Raw genomic sequence first — 19,409 nt, forward strand, 5'->3', positions numbered from 1 at the left:
ACGTCGTGGAACTGAGGGTGGAACTGAGGGGGGATGTAGCCAGGCCAACATTGTAGGGCCTTCAACGGGCGCTGTGGGCGAGCTCGATTTTCCGCGCTATTCCAGTGGCCTGCGGTCGGTATCGGAAAAGATGAGGTATGCAACGGGCACTGCAGCCGTCAGCCAGACACCGTTTTGCGATACATAAAAGGCATGGCCGTTTTCTGCCATATCGCCAGCGCGCACGGTGAGTAGGACCAGCTTTCCATGGCGCGATCCCACCTTGCTCGCCGTAGCGAGGTCGGCGGACAGGTGCACGTGATTACGCGATCCTGGAATCAGGCCAGATGCCCTGATGGGGTCAATGAAGCGGCTTGCGGTACCGTGATAGAGCAATCGCGGCGGGGCGCTCGGCCCGAGGTCAAGGTCGACGCTGGCGATCGAGTGGCCCTGGTTTGCGCGAATGCGCTGGCCGTCATCGCTCAAGGCAAAGCGCTGCTTGTCGCTGCTTGAGACGATCGTTTGCAGCAACGCGCGCGCGATGGCGACGCCATGGGCGGCAGCTTGCTGCAGCAAGCGATCGACATCGGCCCATCCATTGCCATCCAACACCAAGCCAATTTTGTGTGGCTCGTGCCTGAGAATTAATGACAGAAATTTGCTGCAGCGTTCGAGGTTATTTGGGCTATTCATCGCGGATCTTTCAATTTAACCATGATTGTATCCCGGGCGATAGCTTGGTTACGATAGCTTAGTGATGGCAGATAAATAAGTAGCCGTCAAAGCCACGCGGCTGATCTTGTAATTTTTGCCCCAGATCAACCCTCCCACTGTCCGCTCCGCTAGCATTTGCTTTGATGCAAATGGGTGCTTCAGCTTTGGATTGCACGGGAGAAAACGCGATGACAGTGAACAGATTGCCGACGAATCGGCCCACGCTGCAGCATCCGGGGCCGCATCAGCGTGGCGCCTTTGCCGTCCTGTTCGCGGTGCTGTTGATCTTGATGCTCGCCTTCCTGGGCATGGCACTCGACCTGAGCCGTTTGTACAATCGTACAGTCGAGTTGCAATCGGCGGCCGACGCCGCCGCGCTGGCAGCGGCCGAAAAACTGTCCGGTACCGCCGGCAGCATCGATGCAGCGTTGAACGTTGCCGCCACGGCCGCCGCGGGTAAAAAGTTCGCCTATGAGAACGCCACCTTCACCTGGTCCGACGCCGCGCTCAAATTCAGCACCGCTCCCAAGGGCGCCGGCTGGATGGATGCAACGGCGGCCCGCGCAGCACCCGAAGGCGTCATGTTCGCCAAAGTCGATACAGCTGAACTGGGCGCCGCGGCCAACACCATCGACAACTACCTGATGCGCTTCGTGTCGACCAAATTGGACAGCTCCACCACGGGCGCGAGCGCCGTTGCCGGCCGCTCGACGACCAACGTGATGCCGCTGGCGCTGTGCGCCATGTCGACGGTGCCGGCCTCGTCCCGCTCGCCCAGCAACGAACTGGTGCAATACGGGTTTCGCCGCGGTGTAGGCTATGACCTGATGCAGCTCAACCCCGGCGGCTCATCGCCTGAACATTTCGTCGTCGACCCCATCGCTGCGTCCGGCGCCAGTGGCGCCAGCAATACCACCGCCGCTGACGTGGGTCCCTTTGTATGCTCCGGCACCTTGCCAATGTCAGGGGTCATGAAAGGACAGATTTCGGTCAAGAAGAAGTTCCCTCTGGCAAGCCTTTACGAACAGCTCAACTCCCGCTTCGACCAGTACAGCGGCGGCTCCTGCAGCTATCGCATGGCGCCGCCGGACGCCAACATCAAGTCGTTTGTTTATACCGCCAGCAATTCATGGATGGCGACGACACCAGCCGGTCAAACGGCCACGACGATGACCGATAACGGGAAGTTGCTCACTGTTGCGGATCCGATTCCGCTTCCCGGCAGCAATACGGCAGCCAAGTACGGACTACTTTGGTCGTATGCCAAGCCGGTACCGTACAGCGCCTATCTGGCGTCACCCACCGAGCCGGCCGGCGGCTACGTCACCCTCGACAAGACGCTGTGGCCCGCCTTGTTTGCACCCGGGCTGCCTGATACCAAATCCGGCTATTCCACCGCGCCGTATTTTTCCGGCAGTGCCGCCACCGACCTTAAACCAAGCTCCGCACATGGGCGCGGCTTGCGCAATCGACGCGTCCTGAATATCCCGTTGCTGCTGTGTCCGGTATCCAATGGCGCCAAGGCCAGCGCGACCGTCCTGGCAGTAGGGAAATTTTTCATGACAGTTCCAGCCACGTCCACCAGCATTTACGCAGAATTTGCGGGAATTGCTACGGACCAGTCGCTGGGCGGCACCGTGGAGCTCTATAAATGAACACCCCATCGCACGTTGTCAAAAGTATGAAAAGGGCGCCCGCCGCACGCCAGGCTGGCTCATTCCTGCTTGAATTCGCCCTGTTGGCCATGTTCTTTTTCGTGCTGGTATTTACGATCCTGGAGGTGGCGCGCGGGCTGTACATGTGGAACACGTTGCAAGAGGTCACCCGGCGCGCGGCGCGATCTGCATCGGTCACCGACTTCAACGATGCCGCGGCCATGAACGCGCTGCGCCAGGCGGCCGTATTTCGCGACGGACCCGGCGAACTGGCGCTGGGCAAGCCGATTACCGACAAGCATATCCGCATCGATTACATGTCGATGCAGCACGATTCAAACAGCAGCAGCAGCATGGTGTCCATGCCTGCGGCTGCCATGCCCAGTTGTCCCGCCCGCAACCGCGTCAATTGCGCCAAGGATAACGGGGACGCGAGCTGTATCAGGCTGATCCGCGTGCGCATTTGCCAGCCGGGCGGCAGCGAATGCACGCCGGTGCCTTACGAGCCGCTTTTTCCCTTGGTTAAACTGCCGATGAACTATCCGGTCGCCACGACCATCGTGCGGGCCGAGTCGCTGGGCTACGTTCCCGGATCGGCCTTGTGCAATTGAGGTCGCAGCCGCGCTACAGGCCCAGCTCGGCCAGGATGTTGTCCTTGAGCTCTTGCAGTTCCGGGCTCGACAGCTTGCGCGGGTGCGCCTGCTTGACTTCAAAGGTGGCCTGGATCATCGTGGGGCGTTGCGACAGCACGAAAATGCGGTCGGCCAGGTAAATTGCTTCCTCCACATCGTGCGTGATCAACAGCACCGTGTGCCGCTCTTTTGCCAGGATGCGCAGCAGCTCGGTGCGCATCTTGAGGTTGGTGAGCGCGTCGAGCGCCGAAAACGGCTCGTCCATGTAGAGAATTTCGGGCTTGACGACCAGCGCGCGCGCAATTTCAACGCGCTTGAGCATGCCGCCCGACAGTTCGCGCGGGTAGGCATTCTCGAAACCCTTCAAGCCCACCATGGCCGCGTAGTGATCGGCCAGTTCGGCCTTGTCGCCGTGGCCGTCGCCGTTCAGGCCGAACATCAGGTTCTGCTGCACCGTCAGCCATGGAAACACCGACCCGTGCTGCGAAATGACGATCCCTTTCGCACTGGGCTGGTTGGCCGGCCTGCCGTCAATGCTGACCTGGCCTTCGTCCGGCTGCTCGAAGCCGGAAATGATTTTCATCAGCGTCGACTTGCCGCAGCCGGACGGCCCCACCAGCGCGACGAATTCGCCATCGGCGATGCGCAAGCTCACGCCCCCGACCACGGGCAGCGCGTTCGCACCGCTGCCGAAATGCTTTTTGATGTCCTTGACGACGATCTTATCTTCCATAGCGCCACCTTACCGATTTGAGTCCTTCGAGCAGGCGCATGACGCCGTCGAGCAGAAGTCCGATTAATCCAATGATGATCATCCCGGCGATGACCAGGTCGTAGCGGTTGCCCGCGTTGCGCGAATCGATGATCAGGTAGCCCAGCCCCGAATGCAGGGCGATCATCTCGGCGGCCACTACCACCAGCCACGCCACGCCAAGGCCGATGCGCATGCCCACCACGATTTCCGGCAGCACCGCCGGCACGATCACGCGCCGGAACAGGGTGCTGCGCGAGACGCCGAAATTTTGCGCCGCATGCAGGTAGCGCCGCTCGATGGTGTGCACGCCGGCAGCCGTTTGCACGATCATCGGGAACACGGCGGCGATAAAAATCAGGAACACCGGCGAGACGTCGCCCACGCCGAACCATAAAATCGCCAGCGGAATCCAGGCGATCGGCGAGATCGGCCGCATGATCTGGAAGACCGGATTCAAGGTGCGATAGACGGCGTCAACACGGCCCATCCACAGTCCCATGGGCACTGCCACCAGCACCGCCAGCGCAAAGCCGCAGCCAACCCGGAACAGCGAAGCGCCAATATGCTCCCACAGCGTGCCGTCGGCCGCCAGTTCCATGGTGCCGGCGACCACCTGGCCAGGCGTGGGGAAGATCAGGCTGTCGGTGGCAACCACCACCCACCACCACAGGCCGATCAGCAGCGCCATCAGCACAATCGAGGGTAACGCGTTTTTTATCTTTTCCATCAGCTGCCTAGTGAGGGTAATCGTGAAAGGTAACAAGGCGAATCAAGGTGAATCAAGGTGAATCGGGATGAAGCCGGCGCTCGAATGCGGCCAGGCGCCATCGCAGGCGCGGCCAGCCCGGCGTCGGCGCCGGTTCAACAACCACCGTCATCTGGCCGCTGGCATGGGCGGTGCAGTCGAACTGGTTTTCCGATACCTGCGCGAACGGCAGCCGGAAGTCCTGACCCGGCATGATCAGTACCGGTCCGAAGATCTGCGGCACGGTGTCGCTGTTGCGCAGCAAAAGCACGTCGCGCACGCCCAGCGTCAGCACCACGCGCGAAGGCAGGATCTCGATTTTTTCGCCCGCCATGCGGCGCGCCCAGGTCCCTTTGGGTATCTCGAACAGGTAGTCGCGCGAAGCCCCGGCGAGCGGCGCCAGGGCGGCCCACAGCGCAGCTGGCGCAATCAGCGCAATCAGCGCGATCACCGTGGCCGCCAGCAGTGCGGCATTGCGTTTGATGCGCAAACCCTTGCGCCTCAGGGCTGCAGCAGCAGCTTGAGGTCGTGCACCATCTCGTCGGACGGCCGCCCGAACGGCATCATCGCGCGCTGCATGCCTTTGCGGTCGATGAAATACAGGTAAGACGAATGGCTCATGAAGTAGTTCTTGGCGTCGCCTCCGGCCACGCGCCGGGCGGCGCTGATGCCGTACGACTTGAGCAGCGCATCGATCTGCGCCTGGCTGCCGGTCACGCCAATAAAGCTGGGGTCGAACGCGGCCAGATACGACTTCAGGCGCGCCGGCTTGTCGCGCGCCGGGTCGACGGTGATGAAGACGACCTGCACGTCGGCCGCGGCGGCGCCCAGCTTCTTGCGCGCGTCGGCCAGCGCCGCGAGCGACACCGGGCAGACGTCGACGCAGGTGGTGTAGCCAAATTCAAGCACCACGACCTTGCCCAGCAACTGGCTCAGTTTGAACTGGCCGTTCGACGACGGCAGGGAGAATTGCGGCGCGGCGCGCGGCGGCTCGAACACGCCCGCCTTCAATGCCGGCGCTGCCTGCGCGGCACCGGCTTGCAAGGAAAGGATCAGGGCGAGGGAAAATACAGGCTTCATGGCGTTCCAGGTTACAGCGCGATGATGGTCGGCTTGAGGTTCTTGACGAAGCTCTCGTCCATATAGCTTTCGTAGGCAACCGGCTTTTTCAGCGTGCCCGCTTCGATCGATAGTTTCATCAACTCGTCAAACTCGGGACGCAGCATGCGCAGGTCGCCATAGGTGACGCGGTCGGCCGGGTTTTCCATCACAAACTTGAGCACTGCCGGGTCTTGATTGAAGTACTTGCGTCCAGATGCGATAGCGACCGCCTTGGCGCGATTGACCGGCGTGGCGTCGAGCCAGTTGCCGGCCGCCTGCACATGGTTGACCAGATCCTGCACCAGCGGACGGTTATCGCGGATCAGTTCCTGGCGCACGGTGAGCACGCAGCAGATGTAATTGCGCCACTCGTTGCGCGTCATCGACAGCGGGCGAGCGTAGCCGGCGCGCTGGGCGGCTGCGCCGAACGGCTCGCCCGTGCAGTAGGCGTCGACCGCATTGGCATACAGTGCGGCCGGCATGTCGGGCGGGGGCATTTCAATGACCGTGATGTCCTTGGGCGACATGCCTTCGCGCGCCAGCATCTTGCGCAGGAAAAGGAAGTCGACCGCAAAGCGGCTCGGAATGGCGATGCGCTTGCCGCGCAAGTCCTTGAAGCTTTTGTGGGCCGAATCGGTGCGCACCATGATCACGGCGCCGGAACGGTGGCCCAGCGACACGATCTTGAGGGGAATGCGCTTGTCGGTGAGGTCCATCACGAGCGGGGCCAGCATGTAGGCAGCCTGGATGCGCCCGGTCATCAAGGATTCCTTGATCTCGGGCCAGCCGCTGTATTTGCTGTATTGGAAAGCCTGGCCCGTATTGCCGGCTTTCGCGTTGCTGGTGGCCTTGGCCATGCAGGCGACCGGGAGCGTGAGGTTGCAGGTGACGGGCAAACCGCCGACGATCAACGGCTCGGGTGCGGCAAAGGCCAGGGAAGGCACGGCCAGCGGCAGCGCGCTTGCCAGCGCACCCGTAAGTACTTGGCGGCGGCGCAGCTGGAAAGCGCCAGAATCGTCATTCATCGTAAAGCCTGCGTGTGTGTGTTGTTACCGTTCTGTTGCGCCCGATTGTACACTGGACGCGTTACCAAGCAGACATTCTGTATTGCGACAGTGTAAGCCAGGCCGCCGCTGACGGCCCGTTTTTCTCATGTGGCTCGTTTTTCTTAGGGGCGCGGATTTTTTTTCGCAAGCGCCGAACCGCCTGCGGGCGCCTGCAGTCTGATTAAGGCATGTGCGCGCGGCGCCAGCATACAAGAGAAAGAAAAATCATGAAAGCACACTGGTATTTGGTGAGGAATTGTCGCGCCTTCTTGTTATCCATGGTGACCATGTTGTCCATGTTGTCCATGTTGTTAGCGGGGTTCGCGCACCAGGCCCTGGCCGCGCCCGTCATTTACCTTGCCGGCGACTCCACCGTCATGACCAACGGCGCGAATAACTACCCGCAGCAGGGGTGGGGCGCCCGCCTCCCGGCCTTGTTCACAACTGGCGTTACCTTCAGCAACCGCGCCGTGGGCGGCCGGAGCAGCAAGAGTTTTGTCGATGAAGGCAGGCTGTCGGCGATCCTCGGCGTCATCAAGCCTGGCGATTATCTGTTCGTGCAGTTCGGGCACAACGACGGCTACAGCGACGTTCGGCTGCATACCGATCCGTTCACCAGCTACAAGACCTACCTCGCCATGTATATCGACCTGTCGCGCCAGTACGGGGCGATTCCGGTGCTGGTCACGCCGATGGGGCGCCGTCGGTACGACAGCAGCGCTCAGTTTCTGAACGACTTTGTCGATCGCAGCACCGCCATGAAGCAACTCGCCACAGAAAAAAGCGTGCCGCTGATCGACCTGAACGCCAAGAGCATCGCGTTCTACAACGGCATTGGCGTGCCGGCCACCACCGATGTATTTCTATGGCTGGAGGCGGGCCAGTATCCGGTATTTCCCAACGGCGTACATGACATCACGCACTTCCAGGAATACGGCGCCACCCAGATCGCGCGTCTGGTCGCGCAGGGCATCGAGGAGAACAGGCTCGGCATCCGCAGCTTCATTGGCGCTGTCCCTTATCCGGCCGAAGCGGGCGTGCTGAGCGGCGCCGGCACCGCGCGCGCGCGCGCCTATGGCGGCTGGCAGGGGCGGGGTTACGTCAGTTTCCCGGCAAGTGGCGGGGTCATGACGATCAATGGTGTCATCGGCAAGGGCGGCGGCACGCGCACCTTGCGCATCCGCTATGCCAATGGCAGCTCGGCGGCAAGGAGCGGGCAGCTGGTCGTGAACGGCATCGCCACCAGCATCAGCTTTAACCCTTCCGGTTCGTGGACCGGCTGGGTCATCAAAGATGTGACGGTCACGCTCAAGGGGGCGACGGCCAACGTGATCAGCCTGAAGTCCACCGGCGCCGGCCTGGCCAATATCGACACGCTCACGGTGCTGTGAGCGGCGCCCGACAGGAGGGTTGTGTCCGCCGTAAATTTCATCACCACGTCATGGTAGGCCGAGGGTTTTTTGGATTCGGGGCGAGTAGTACAGCTTCGAGCCTTTCCAATGAAAAAGCGCCCCGCGGGGCGCTTGTGGCCGGGAACAAATCGCATCGCAGATAATCCACTGCTAACGGACTTCACCCGGCTAGAACGCGGCAGCAAGCTGCCGGTTCGCTTTACTCGCGCGCAAGCGCCATGCCCAACACCAGGCCGAGGCCGGCGCCGATCAAGCCTGCGCCGGCGACCGAGCGCCATGGGTTGGCATGGACCATATTGTCGGTCGAGGTGGCGATGTCGCGCACTGAATCGATCGCGATGCGTTCAAGTTCGTGCGCCTTCGAGATGCTTGACGAGAGCAATTGCATGCCGCGCTTTTGCAGTTCGCCGGCCTTGTCGCCCGTCGCGGTCTTGGCATCGTTAAGCATTTGCTCGGCTTCGCTGATCATCGACTGCATTTCGCGGCTTGCATTGCTGACAGATTTGTTTGAATTGAACATGGTAATTCTCCTTGGTGGCACATCTTTAATCGAGCGACCCGCGTAGCGCACCACAGGTTTTTCGTTCCGTAAGACAGCATAGTTCTTGCGGGATCTGCGATCTGTACGCTAGCGTACGGACGGGGTTAGCTTTTAGCCAATTTTCCCGAAGACCTGCCAGCGGCATGTTACGCTTCGGCATCAATGTGCAATCGGGAGTTGGAAATGTTGGCTGTCTGGAAACGACATGTCGCGGCGTTGCTGGCGCTGCTGCCGCTTCTGTCGAGCGCGTCGCCGGTCAGCGTTCCCGATGACAGGTGGCACTGTCGACGCCAGCAAGGCCATGGGCGTGATGACGTACTCCGTCTACCGCCGCCCCCGCTCGCCGCTGGACTGGGATGGCGTGCGTTTTCAAGGCTTGGGCGAAAAGCGCCTGGGCGTGCAGTCCGGCTTCATGTATGTGATCGAGCGCTTCAAGCAGCTTGGCGCGGCCTACGACGACGGCGCCAAGGCGCTCGATCCTCCCTTTGCCAAGCTGGCCGCCGGCAGGGTTGACGGCGTGGTCGCGATGATGGAAAAGGCCGATCAATTGATCGCACGCCAGTATCCAGGGCAGATCGAGCGCACCAGGAAGGTGTTCGAGCACACGCCCGTGTACCTGATGGTCTCGCGCCAGTTCTACGCCGAGCACCCCGCATTGGTCGAACGCTACTGGCGGGCCTTGCGCACCTACCGCGCCAGCTACGATTACCGCCGCTACCAGTTGAATAACCCTTAGCTGAGCAACCTTAGCTGAGCAACCTTGGCTGTGCAACCCTTAGCTGAGCAATCCTCCGCTGAGCAATCCTTCGCTGAGCAATCCTTAGTTGAGCAATCCTTAGTAGAGCAACCTTGCTTGAGAAATTGCACAACGCTCGAATCTGCCGGTCCGCTACTGCACTTTGGCGATCGACACCTCGGTCGATTTAACCAGCGCGATAACTTCGGTGCCGACCTTCAAGCCCAGGTCGTTGATGGAGCGGGTCGTGATAACCGAGGTCACGATGCCGTGCGCGGTCTCGACATCGACCTCGGAGACGACCGAGCCGAAAATGATTTCCTTGATGGTGCCGCGAAACTGGTTGCGGACATTGATGTGCGTAATAGCCATGTGTGACTCCTAAGTTGTGGTGTTGTCGGGTTGTTGCGTAGCTGCGTTGGTCGCTTAGTAACTGATCGCTAGGCCCATGCATGCGGGCGCGGTCGCCGCCGCGTCGCCGACCGCGCAGGGCGCGCCGTGCGCGAACATTTTCAGTTCGCCCGGCGCGAAGGCGTGCCACGCTTCGCCGGTGGTCAGCGGGGTGGTGGCGATGACGCTCATGCGGTCGTCCAGATGGTTGTGCTGGCCGAAATTGATCGCCACATTGCAATCGATCAGGTGTGCGCGGCGAAACGGATATTCGCGCACCACATAATGCAAGTGCGTGGAACAGTGCGCGAAAAGCACCTCGCCATCGGACAGCAAAAAATTAAAGCTGCCGTAGCGGGCAACGCTCGCTGCGATGTCGGCAATAGCGGCGAACAAGTCGGCGCGTCCCGGTGCGCGAGCGGGAAACCTGGCCTGCAGTCGCGTCAGCAAAAAGCAAAAGGCGCGTTCGCTGTCGGTTTGCCCGATGCTGCGAAAGGCGCCATCCAACAGCGGATGAAACGCTTCCAGGTTGCCATTGTGGGCGAACGACCAGGTGCGGCCCCACAGCAGGCGGGTAAACGGATGGCTGTTGTCGGGCGATGGCAAGCCCTGGGTCGCCTTGCGGATGTGCGCCAGCACATTGCGCGAGCGCTGGGGCGCCTGGCTTACTTGGCGGGCCAGCGGCGAGTCCGAAGAGGCGAGCTGGTCGGTAATCAAGTGGCAACGGTCCGGGTCATGGTAAGCGATGCCCCAGCCATCCTTGTGTTCGCCTGTGCGCCCGCCGCGCTGGGCGAAGCCGGCAAAGCTGAAGCCCAGCGCGGCAGGTTTGCTGCTGTTCATTCCGAGAAGCTGGCACATGTTGTTCCTTGTTGACCTTTGCACCGAGTCTAGTGCGGGCCGCCTTGCAGGTGAACGAATGTTTTCGAGAATGGATATAGCAAAAACCGCGTTGCTGCCTCACCGTCGCGTGTTTTGTTCTGGTATTTATTTTTTCGCAGGCCTACAATCAAAACGCTCCCCGGAGAACATCATGCATCCACTTGTCAGGCTCCCAGTCTGTGCACTGGCAGTCATCGCCGCTCTGGCCCACGCCCAAGCCGCGCCGATCACCTTGCGCGTGCTGGCGCAGGAAAGTATTCCACCCAAGTGGATCGTGGGCAGGGGCAAGTTGACGGGCCTGTGTCCCGATATCCTGGCCGCGATTGAAAAAGTGGAACCAGGGCTGCGCTTCGCGCGCGAGCTGGAAACGCGCTCCTTGCCTTTCCTCAAACAGGGCCTTGCCAGCGGCGCTATCGATGGCGCCCGCGCCCTGCTCGAGAGCGAACGGCGGCGCCAGATTGCCGTCATCGCCGGCCCGCCCCTGTACACCGTCAAGCACCGGCTTGCCGCGCGCCGCGACGACAGGACGACGGTTTCCAGCATGGCCGAGCTGGTGCGCCTCAAGCCGCTGATCAACACGCAGCGCAGCGCAGCCTACGCGGCGCAGCTGCGCACGCTGGGCCTGCAGGTTGACGACAGCAACTGGGTCGTCAAGGAAGAGCCGATCTATTTTCATGTCAGCCGCAAGACGCCCCTGGGGGCGCGCCAGTTGCTCGACAGGGCGCTCTTTACGCTCAAAAACAATGGCGAACTGGCCCGCATCCACGCCAGCTGGGCGCGTGCGCGTTGAGCGAACGGCCATCGCGAAATAGCGCAAAAAGGGCGGTGGGCTTTGGCAAGCCGCACGGCTCTGGTCATTGAATCAACATTAAAACCAACACTTGTTCGGCAGGGCGCTGTATTCCTTGTTGAGTGTTCGTTATCGCACGTTCGATTCGGGTAAAACGCACGTATAAGTGGACGAGCTGGCCGGCAAGGTCAGCCGACCTCAACTTACGCGTTAAACCTGGATCGAGAGAAGAGCATGCTGCCCCGTGAAGCCCAACCGGATCAACTTGTCGCGTTACTGCGCCGTGTCGGCGGCGGCGACGCGCGCGCCTTTGGCCAGCTGCATGCCTTGTCGTCGCGCCGCCTGCTGCGTTTTGCCGGCCGCATCGTCCAGTCGCGCGACATTGCCGAAGAAGTGGTGCAAGAGAGCTTTCTGGCCATCTGGCGCGATGCACGCCGTTTTGACTGCGCACGCGCGGCGCCCATGACATGGATGAGCACGATCGTGCGCAACAAGGCCATCGATTGCGTGCGCGCCAACGCGCGCCGTGAACACCTGACCGATCACGACAGCCACGACGCCGCCTCGGCCAGCATCGACCTGGCGGGCGGGCCGTGCGAGGCCGCCGAGCAAGCCGAGCGCGAGCGCCAGCTCGCCGCCGGCATTGCGACGCTGGGCATGCTATCGCGTCAGGCGATCGAACTGGCTTTTTTTCATGACATGACGCACCACGAAGTGGCCATGGAAATGACCATCCCGCTGGGTACGGCGAAAACCTGGATCAGGCGCGGCTGCCGGCAGATCCGGCGCCACCTTGAGCAGTCGTCGCATGCCATGGCAAGCGCATGCGGCGCGCGCGCAGCGTGACTACGGGCGACGAGATGCCGCTCAGCGCCCGCCCGAGACGTCGATGAAGGTGCCCGTCGTGTACGACGCTTCGCTTGATAGCAGCCACAAGGCGGCCTGCGCTACTTCGCCCGGCTGGCCGCCGCGCTGCATGGGCACCGACGCTTGCAGGCGCGCGACGCGGCCCGGTTCGCCGCCGCTGGCATGCATGGCGGTGTCGATCAGGCCGGGGCGCACGCCGTTGACGCGGATGCCTTCGTGCGCCACTTCGCGCGACAAACCCGTGGTCAAGGCATCGACGGCCGCCTTGGACGCGGCGTAGTCGACATATTCGCCGGCCGAGCCCAGCACCGCGGCGCGCGACGATATATTCACGATGGCGCCGCCCGCGCCGCCATGCCGGGTGGACATGCGCAGCACCGCCTGGCGCGCGCACAAAAAGCTGCCGGTGACGTTGGTGGCCAGGATGCGGTTGATGCGCGCGCTATCCATCTGGTCGACCCGCATCTGGCGCGACAGCATGCCGGCATTGTTGATCAATGCGCTCAGCGTGCCGAAGCGCTCGTCGAGCCGGGCAAACAGGTTTTCCACGGCGCTTTCGTCGGCTACGTCAGCCTGCACGGCCATCGCTTCGCCGCCCCCCTGCGCGATGGCGGCCACCACGGCCGCGGCGGCGGCATGGTCGGTCCGGTAATTGACGCACACTTGGTAGCCGCGCCTGGCGGCCAGCAGCGCACAGGCGGCGCCGATGCCGCGCCCCGCGCCCGTGATAAGGATAATTTTTTGCATGGCGTCAGTCTATACCGGCCAGGGCCCAATGGGTGTTTGGAGTCAAGCAGCATCAGGCGCCGGCCGCCAGCGAGGCCGACAAGGCCAGCATGATGGTGCCGGCGATGCCGTCGATCCACTTCCAGGCAAGCGGCTTGGCGAACAGGCGCGACAGGCGGGTCGCGCCGTAGCCTAGCGACGTGAACCAGATTGCCGACGAACAGACCGCCCCCGCCACGAAGGATGGCCGCCCGGGGGCGGGAAAGGCGGCGCCGATTGCACCCAGCAACACCACCGTGTCGAGGTAGACGTGGGGGTTGAGCAGCGACAGCGCCAGCACCTGCAGCAAGGCTTGGCGGCGCGTGGTGCGCACCTGGTCGAGCGCCACCTGCATGGCGCCGTCGGCGAACACGGCGCGCCAGCTGCGCAAGCCGTACCACAGCAGGAACGCGGCGCCGCCCCATTTGGCCACCGACAGCAGCGTGGGCGAGGACTGGATCAACGTACCGGCGCCGGCCACGCCCAAGGCGATCAGGACGGCGTCGATCAAGATGCAGGTGACGATGGTCAAGCCCACGTGCTGGCGCCGGATGCCGGTGCGCAGCACGTGGATATTCTGGGCGCCGATGGCCATGATCAGGCCTGCGGCGACGCCGGAGCCGTTCAGGAAAATGGTGAGGTCGAACATGGTGTCTGCCTGTCAGCGTGGTCAATGACAGTCATTTTGCCGTCCAGCAGGCGGCAAACATAGGCAATTTAATTTATCTCAGTATAATTAAGATTCGTTAATGTTGGAGGCATGGCATGCTCGATGCTCGCAAGGGGGAAGCGCTGCTGGCCGTGATCGACAGCGGCAGTTTCGAACAGGCGGCCGTGCGGCTGCACCTGACCGCGTCGGCCGTGTCGCAGCGGGTCAGCGCGATGGAGAGCGAGCTGGGCATGCCGCTGATCATCCGCAGCAAGCCGTGCCGGGCGACGGCCGCCGGCCAGCGCCTGGTGCAATATCTGCGCCGGGCGCGCCTGCTGGAAGACGAATTCATCGCCGACAGCGGCGAGAACGCGGCGCGCCCGCTCAGCGTGGCGCTGGCAGTCAACAACGACACGCTGGCCACCTGGGTGCTGCCGGGCCTGGCCGACTTCCTGATCCGCGAATACATCCTGCTCGACATCATGCTCGACGACCAGGACCACACCTACACCTTGCTCGCGCAGGGGTTGGCGCTGGCCGGCGTGTCCAGCCACGCCGAGCCGCTGCGCGGCTGCGAGGTGCAGACGCTGGGCGTGATGCGCTACCGATTGCTGGCCAGTCCCGCCTTCGCACGGACCTGGTTTCCCGACGGCTTGCAGCGCGAAGCGGCGCGCGTGGCCCCGCTGATGGTGTTCGACCGCAAGGACACACTGCAATCGGACTTTTTGCTGCGCGAGCTGGGCTTGCCGCCGGGAAGTTACCCCTGTCATTACATGCCTGCCAGCGATGCCTTCGCCAACGCGGTGCGGCTGGGGCTGGGCTACGGCATGATTCCCGAGCAGCAGTATGCAAACGACGTGGAGGAGGGCAAACTGGTCGACCTGGCGCCCGACAAACCGACTGACGTGATGCTGTACTGGCATTCCTGGCGCGTACAGTCGCCCAAGCTCGAGCGCCTCAGCGCGCAGGTGGTCGCCGCCGCCCGCGCAGTCTTGCTGCAATGACCGTCAAGGCGAGTTTTACCTTTATTCTTCCTCAGTGACGATCGCAAATTTGCCGGACAACAGCTTATGGATCGGGCACTTGTTCGCCACCGCCGTCATGCGCGCCCGCTGTGCGTCGTCCAGCTGGCCCACGTAATGGATGTGCCGCGTGAAGACGTAGGCGCCGTCCTGTTGCTCGTGCTCTACGCGGACCTGGACATCCTGCAAGTCGAATTGCTTGTGGCGCGCATACAGCGTGACGGTCAGCGCGGTGCAGGCGCCAAGCGACGCGGCCAGCAAGTCGTGCGGGGCGGGGCCGGTATCTTCGCCGCCAAACTCCACCGGTTCGTCGGTGAGCACCTGGTGCGCTCCGATCTCGATGACGTGCTGCAGCTTGCCGGCGCCGCGATAAACCTTGATTTCCATGTCCAGCTCCTGGTCGGGATATTGACCTATTATCCAACATGTACGCGCTGTCAAGGCCTCATCAGCTTGCGCAGCCAGTCGAGCAAGATCAGCGGCAGCAGTTCCGGGCGCGGCAGCAGCGCATAGTGCTGCGGCCCGAACACCAGCGGCAGGTAGTTTGCCGCTTGCCGGTCGACCGTCAGGCAAAACGGCGCAATGCCTTGCAGGCGCGCCTCGGTCACGCTCTGGCGCATGTCTTCGACGCCGTAGCGCCCTTCATACTCGTCCACATCGTTCGGCTTGCCGTCCGAGAGCAGCAACAGCAGCCGATGCTCGGCCGGCTCGGCCATCAGCACGGCAGACGCATGGCGAATGGCGGCCCCGGCGCGGGTATATTTTTCCGGCTCAAGGCCGGCAATGCGCTGCGCTACCGTGCTGTCATAGCGCTCGCCGAAGTCCTTGATTTTGCGCACCACCACGCCCTGCGGCCCCTGGCCCGAGAATGCCTGCACGCAAAAGCGTTCGTCCATGCCGTCGAGCGCGATGCACACCAGCAGCAGCGCCTCGCGCTCGATATCGATCACGCGCCGGTTCTGTGCAATCCAGCCATCGGTGGAGCCGCTCACGTCCACCAGCAGCATGACGGCCATGTCGCGCCGTGCGCGCCGCTCCGACTGGTACAGGCGCTGCGCCAGCGGCAGCCCGGCGCGCAAGTCCGCCTGGCTGTCGGCCCAGGCTTGCATGTCGATCTCGGCGCCGTCGAGCTGCTTGCGCAGGCGCGTGCTCTGCGCGCGCAACAGCTCGAAACGGCGCCGGATCTCGCGCAGCATGGCGCCGCGCTCGGCCAGAATCTGCTCCACCCATTGCCGTGGCCCCGACGCCGCGCTCGACAGCAGCACAGTGGCGCCGGGTTCGCGGTAAGCCTGGCTGCGATAATCCCATTCGGGATAGTGGCGCTGCTCGGCGTCAGCTTGCGCGGCGCCGGCCCCGGCCTGGCGGACAGCCGCTTCGGGCGGATCGTCCGACAGCAGCACTTCTTTCGGCGGTGCGGGCGAACTGACCAGGCGCGCCTCCGGCAGTTCGGCCAGCGAGTCGGCAAAGTCTTGGGCGGCGCTGGTGGCATCGCGGTCGGTCGGGCGCTGCAAACCCATCGGGTCTTCGGCCTGCTCGTGTGGCTGCGCAGTCTGCACCATGGATGGGCCTGGCGGCCCGTCTTCGTCTTCGTCCTCGCCTGGCGGGCGAACAGTTGGACGACGCGCCAGACGGGCGGCGCGCGGCGCGCCCCCTGCGGCGTCCTCGGCGTGCTCCGCAAGTCCGGTTTGCGCGGGCGCGCCTGGCGCCGCTCGCAACTGGCCGCTCCAGCAATCGATAAATAGCACGCGTCCGCGCACGCTGCCTACCGACGCGCCCAACATGCGATGCAGTTGTCGGGCCTGGTCCAGCACCTCGCCCGCCGTGGCAGGAAGGCGCAAGCCGCCGGTGTCGAGACCGGGTACGCTGGCGCTCGGCAAGGGTGCCCCGGGCGCGGCGTTCAGCACGGCGCGCACCAGCCGTTCAAGCACCTGCAGCGCAGGCGCAAAGGCCGACAACGGTGGCCGCTCGCGCAGCGCGCGGGCGCGCGTGGCCGCAAGTGGCGCGGCCATGCCGGGCAGCAGGCGCACCAGCGCATCGTCGGCCGCGCGCGCTTCGAGCACCAGAAACAGTGCTTGCAGCAAGGGGGAAGCATCAAACGGACAGTGCAGGGCGCTGCCACGCACGGCGCGCATGGCTTGCTGCAGCATCACGACCCGGTAACGCTGGGTTGCCACCGCGTCGTTCAAGTCCGCGCCAAAGCTGGCCGGCAGCCAGATGCTGTATCCGTCCGTGCAGGGCAAGGCGGCGCCCTGGGCCGGCGCCTGGCCGCGCAGAAACAGCTTGTTGAGCCAGGTCGGCGGCGCGGGTGTCTGCGCCACGCGCACGGTAAAATTGCGGCCGAACACGGCGCTGGCAAGCAGGTCGAGGCGCGCGGCCATGTCATGCAGCGCAAGCGGGCGCGGTGCAGATGCGGATGCCGAGGCGCGATGGCGCTGCCACATGGCGCGTACGAAAACCGTGGCGTGGCGCGCCGCATCGGTAATAACGTCTTCCGCCTCGGCCATGGCCGGCTAGACGAAGCTGGCGTCGACCAGGTCGCGCATGGCGGCGACCAGCGAAGGCTCGTCCGACAGCGGCGCTACGATCGCCGCGTAGCAGGCCTGGTGCACGGCAATCCCGCTGCTTGCAAGGCGCGCCGCGGCAATCAGCAGGCGCGTGCTGGGCACTTCGGCCAGGCCGCGGTCTTGCAGGGTGCGCAGGCGCCGCCCGAGTGTCACCAGCGCGTGCGCCAGGCTGTATGGGGCGCCGCCTTCACGCTCGACGATGGCCGTTTCCTGCTCTTGCGATGGAAACGCAAAGTCGAGTGCGACGAAACGCTGGCGCGTGCTCGGCTTCATGTCCTTGAGCATGCGCTGGTAGCCCGGGTTGTAGGAAACCACCAGCTGAAAACCGGGCGCGGCAGGCAGCAGTTCGCCGGTCTTGTCAATCGGCAGCATGCGCCGGTGGTCGCTCAGCGGATGGATCACCACCACCGTGTCCTGGCGCGCTTCCACCACTTCGTCGAGGTAGCAAATTGCCCCTTCGCGCACTGCGCGCGTGAGCGGGCCGTCGTGCCATTCGGTGCCCTGGGCGCCGATCAGGAAGCGCCCGACCAGGTCGCTCGCGCTCAAGTCGTCATGGCAAGAGATGGTAATCAACGGCCGGTCCAGGCGCCAGGCCATGTACTCGACAAAGCGGGTCTTGCCGCAGCCGGTCGGCCCTTTGAGCATGACGGCCAGCTGGCGCGCATGGCACTGTTCGAACAGGGCTACTTCGCCGCCGCTGGGCAGGTAATACGGCGCTTCGGCGCGCGCTGCGAGGTCGAGGTCGAGGTCGAGGTCGGGGTCGATGCGATCGTTCAAGTCAGGCGCCCCTGGCCTGGACCGGACGCAAGGCCGGTTCCGGTTCGGTCGACACCTCGAACCGTGGCGCGTGGCGGAAGAAATCGATGATGAACAAGGCGACCCCGACGGCAAAAATGGAGCCGGTGATGATCAGCATGACGAAGTGGATCTGGATTTTCAGTTGGGTGTCGAGAAAACCAAGGCCCATGATGCGCTCCAGGTAGACCTGGCCGATGCCCGCCGTGGCAAACGAGAGCGTCATGCCGAACATGCCGCCCAGCTGCAGCCAGAACGACCAGTAGCCCATGGCAGTGCCCTCTTCGGGGCGGCGCGTGAGCGATGGCGCGGCGTAGGTAATCATGGCCAGCACGATCATGGCATACGCGCCGTAAAAGGCGGCGTGCCCGTGCATGGCGGTAATCAAGGTGCCATGGGTCCACTTGTTCACTGACGGGAAGGTATGGGCCAGGCCCAGCAGGCCGGCGCCAAACAGCGTAAACACGGCGCTGCCCACCGTCCAGTGCAGGGCCAGCTTGTTGGGGTGCGCCATGCCGGAACGGCGGATAGTCGAGTACGCAAAGATGGCCATGCCGATCAGCGCCAGCGGTTCAAGCGCGCTGAAAAAGCCGCCCAGTGGCAGCCAATAGCTCGGCACGCCCACCCAATAGTAGTGGTGGGCCGTACCCAGCACGCCGGCAATGAACACCAGGCCGACGATTACATACAGCCACTTTTCCATCACTTCGCGGTCGGCGCCGGAAAGCCGGATCAGCAGGTAGGCCAGAAAGCCGCCCTGGATCATTTCCCATACGCCTTCCACCCACAAATGGATGGTCCACCAGCGGTAGTAGATCGACACGGTATAGTTTTCATAGTGCAGCAAGGCGGGCAGATACAGCAGCGCGGCCAGGCCCAGGCCGCCGATCAGCACGCCTTCGGAGGTGGTCAGGCGGCCCGCCTTGCGGATCGTCATGCCAATGTTATAGAGGAACATCAGCATCACGATGACGATGACGATCTTGTGCGGCAGCGGCTGTTCCAGCAGCTTGTTGCCGGTGCCAAAGCGAAACAGGTAACCGATGATGGCGGTTACCCCCATCAGCACCCACAAAACAAGCTGGATGTAAGCCAGCTTGGTGCTGTGCAGTTCGGTGCGCGACTCGTCCGGCACCATCCAGTAGGTCGCGCCCATGAACCCGGCCAGCACCCAGACGATCAAGAGGTTGGTGTGGATCACCTTGGTGACGTCGAAAGGCAGGATATACAGCAGGGGATCCGGTCCCAGGTACTTGGTGGCGGACAGCAGGCCGAACACCAGCTGCAAGCCGAACAGGGCAAGGGCCACGGCAAAATACCAGTAGGCGACGGATTGCGACTTGTATCTCATGGCAAGACTCCAGCAGGGGCAT

The 19,409-nt window shown here is 63.3% G+C and carries 22 protein-coding genes; 7 read left to right on the forward strand and 15 right to left on the reverse strand.

Features of this window, described 5'->3' with window-relative positions:
* Nucleotides 1-96: 96 nt before the first annotated feature.
* Nucleotides 97-672 (reverse strand): RNA 2'-phosphotransferase, encoded by a 576-nt coding sequence (locus tag ACP7D4_RS16360; RefSeq protein WP_426210131.1) that lies wholly within the window; start codon nucleotides 670-672, stop codon nucleotides 97-99.
* A 209-nt stretch (nucleotides 673-881) separates the two neighbouring features.
* Here ACP7D4_RS16360 and ACP7D4_RS16365 point away from each other — a divergent pair, with 209 nt between their 5' ends.
* Both ACP7D4_RS16365 and ACP7D4_RS16370 read left to right on the forward strand, forming a co-directional pair.
* A complete protein-coding gene (locus tag ACP7D4_RS16365; RefSeq protein WP_426210133.1) occupies nucleotides 882-2,348 on the forward strand; it encodes a pilus assembly protein TadG-related protein in 1,467 nt (488 codons plus the stop codon).
* Nucleotides 2,345-2,959 (forward strand): TadE/TadG family type IV pilus assembly protein, encoded by a 615-nt coding sequence (locus ACP7D4_RS16370; protein WP_426102207.1) that lies wholly within the window; start codon nucleotides 2,345-2,347, stop codon nucleotides 2,957-2,959. The genes ACP7D4_RS16365 and ACP7D4_RS16370 overlap by 4 nt, the downstream gene beginning before the upstream one ends.
* A 13-nt stretch (nucleotides 2,960-2,972) precedes the next feature.
* Here ACP7D4_RS16370 and ACP7D4_RS16375 read toward each other — a convergent pair whose 3' ends face one another.
* Genes ACP7D4_RS16375 through ACP7D4_RS16395 form a run of 5 tightly spaced genes read right to left on the reverse strand, consistent with a single transcriptional unit; the run spans nucleotide 2,973 to nucleotide 6,605 of the window.
* Entirely contained in the window at nucleotides 2,973-3,713 is a 741-nt protein-coding gene (locus ACP7D4_RS16375; RefSeq protein WP_426102205.1) for an ABC transporter ATP-binding protein, read from the reverse strand.
* Nucleotides 3,703-4,461 carry an ABC transporter permease gene (locus tag ACP7D4_RS16380; RefSeq protein WP_426102203.1) on the reverse strand — a complete coding sequence of 253 codons (759 nt, stop codon included), beginning with the start codon at nucleotides 4,459-4,461 and terminating at the stop codon, nucleotides 3,703-3,705. Before ACP7D4_RS16380 ends, ACP7D4_RS16375 begins: the two co-directional genes overlap by 11 nt.
* Before the next feature lie 52 nt (nucleotides 4,462-4,513).
* On the reverse strand, nucleotides 4,514-4,969 hold the full coding sequence (locus tag ACP7D4_RS16385; protein WP_426102201.1) for a hypothetical protein: 456 nt from the start codon (nucleotides 4,967-4,969) through the stop codon (nucleotides 4,514-4,516).
* Between the two features lie 11 nt (nucleotides 4,970-4,980).
* Nucleotides 4,981-5,559, reverse strand: a complete 579-nt coding sequence (locus tag ACP7D4_RS16390) for an SCO family protein (protein ID WP_426102199.1) — start codon at nucleotides 5,557-5,559, stop codon at nucleotides 4,981-4,983.
* Nucleotides 5,560-5,570: 11 nt separating this feature from the next.
* On the reverse strand, nucleotides 5,571-6,605 hold the full coding sequence (locus tag ACP7D4_RS16395) for an ABC transporter substrate-binding protein (RefSeq protein ID WP_426102197.1): 1,035 nt from the start codon (nucleotides 6,603-6,605) through the stop codon (nucleotides 5,571-5,573).
* 308 nt (nucleotides 6,606-6,913) lie between these two features.
* Here ACP7D4_RS16395 and ACP7D4_RS16400 point away from each other — a divergent pair, with 308 nt between their 5' ends.
* Nucleotides 6,914-8,017: a GDSL-type esterase/lipase family protein gene (locus ACP7D4_RS16400; protein ID WP_426210135.1), complete on the forward strand. Its 1,104-nt coding sequence runs from the start codon at nucleotides 6,914-6,916 to the stop codon at nucleotides 8,015-8,017.
* A 220-nt stretch (nucleotides 8,018-8,237) separates the two neighbouring features.
* On the opposite strand, the gene ACP7D4_RS16405 is transcribed toward ACP7D4_RS16400, so the two are convergent.
* Complete coding sequence (locus ACP7D4_RS16405; protein WP_426102193.1) at nucleotides 8,238-8,558, reverse strand: DUF883 family protein; 321 nt, start codon at nucleotides 8,556-8,558, stop codon at nucleotides 8,238-8,240.
* 289 nt (nucleotides 8,559-8,847) lie between these two features.
* Between ACP7D4_RS16405 and ACP7D4_RS16410 the strand changes: the two genes are divergently transcribed.
* The gene (locus ACP7D4_RS16410) at nucleotides 8,848-9,315 is read left to right on the forward strand and encodes a hypothetical protein (protein WP_426210137.1); all 468 of its coding nucleotides are present in this window, start codon (nucleotides 8,848-8,850) and stop codon (nucleotides 9,313-9,315) included.
* A gap of 153 nt (nucleotides 9,316-9,468) precedes the next feature.
* On the opposite strand, the gene ACP7D4_RS16415 is transcribed toward ACP7D4_RS16410, so the two are convergent.
* Entirely contained in the window at nucleotides 9,469-9,687 is a 219-nt protein-coding gene (locus ACP7D4_RS16415; RefSeq protein WP_426102189.1) for a TOBE domain-containing protein, read from the reverse strand.
* Nucleotides 9,688-9,741: 54 nt separating this feature from the next.
* The gene (locus ACP7D4_RS16420) at nucleotides 9,742-10,563 is read right to left on the reverse strand and encodes a class II glutamine amidotransferase (protein WP_426210139.1); all 822 of its coding nucleotides are present in this window, start codon (nucleotides 10,561-10,563) and stop codon (nucleotides 9,742-9,744) included.
* Nucleotides 10,564-10,735: 172 nt separating this feature from the next.
* On the opposite strand from ACP7D4_RS16420, the gene ACP7D4_RS16425 reads away from it, so the two are divergent.
* Nucleotides 10,736-11,374 carry a transporter substrate-binding domain-containing protein gene (locus ACP7D4_RS16425; protein ID WP_426210141.1) on the forward strand — a complete coding sequence of 213 codons (639 nt, stop codon included), beginning with the start codon at nucleotides 10,736-10,738 and terminating at the stop codon, nucleotides 11,372-11,374.
* A 234-nt stretch (nucleotides 11,375-11,608) separates the two neighbouring features.
* On the forward strand, nucleotides 11,609-12,220 hold the full coding sequence (locus tag ACP7D4_RS16430) for an RNA polymerase sigma factor (protein ID WP_426102183.1): 612 nt from the start codon (nucleotides 11,609-11,611) through the stop codon (nucleotides 12,218-12,220).
* Nucleotides 12,221-12,241: 21 nt separating this feature from the next.
* On the opposite strand, the gene ACP7D4_RS16435 is transcribed toward ACP7D4_RS16430, so the two are convergent.
* A complete protein-coding gene (locus tag ACP7D4_RS16435) occupies nucleotides 12,242-12,988 on the reverse strand; it encodes an SDR family oxidoreductase (RefSeq protein WP_426102181.1) in 747 nt (248 codons plus the stop codon).
* A gap of 52 nt (nucleotides 12,989-13,040) precedes the next feature.
* Entirely contained in the window at nucleotides 13,041-13,655 is a 615-nt protein-coding gene (locus tag ACP7D4_RS16440; RefSeq protein ID WP_426102179.1) for a LysE/ArgO family amino acid transporter, read from the reverse strand.
* A 116-nt stretch (nucleotides 13,656-13,771) separates the two neighbouring features.
* On the opposite strand from ACP7D4_RS16440, the gene argP reads away from it, so the two are divergent.
* A complete protein-coding gene (gene argP / locus ACP7D4_RS16445) occupies nucleotides 13,772-14,659 on the forward strand; it encodes an HTH-type transcriptional regulator ArgP (RefSeq protein ID WP_426210143.1) in 888 nt (295 codons plus the stop codon).
* A gap of 21 nt (nucleotides 14,660-14,680) precedes the next feature.
* Here the strand turns inward: argP and ACP7D4_RS16450 are convergent, their stop codons facing one another.
* The 4 genes from ACP7D4_RS16450 to ACP7D4_RS16465 are packed head-to-tail and all read right to left on the reverse strand — an operon-like array spanning nucleotide 14,681 to nucleotide 19,387.
* On the reverse strand, nucleotides 14,681-15,064 hold the full coding sequence (locus ACP7D4_RS16450; protein WP_426210145.1) for an OsmC family protein: 384 nt from the start codon (nucleotides 15,062-15,064) through the stop codon (nucleotides 14,681-14,683).
* A 50-nt stretch (nucleotides 15,065-15,114) separates the two neighbouring features.
* A complete protein-coding gene (locus ACP7D4_RS16455; RefSeq protein WP_426210146.1) occupies nucleotides 15,115-17,181 on the reverse strand; it encodes a nitric oxide reductase activation protein NorD in 2,067 nt (688 codons plus the stop codon).
* 6 nt (nucleotides 17,182-17,187) lie between these two features.
* Nucleotides 17,188-18,018, reverse strand: coding sequence for a CbbQ/NirQ/NorQ/GpvN family protein (locus tag ACP7D4_RS16460; RefSeq protein ID WP_426210148.1), 831 nt, complete (start codon nucleotides 18,016-18,018; stop codon nucleotides 17,188-17,190).
* Between the two features lies 1 nt (nucleotide 18,019).
* Complete coding sequence (locus tag ACP7D4_RS16465; RefSeq protein ID WP_426102169.1) at nucleotides 18,020-19,387, reverse strand: cbb3-type cytochrome c oxidase subunit I; 1,368 nt, start codon at nucleotides 19,385-19,387, stop codon at nucleotides 18,020-18,022.
* Nucleotides 19,388-19,409 lie beyond the last annotated feature (22 nt).

It is taken from the genome of Massilia sp. TWP1-3-3, assembly GCF_049897805.1.
Classification (GTDB): Bacteria; Pseudomonadota; Gammaproteobacteria; order Burkholderiales; family Burkholderiaceae_D; genus Telluria_A.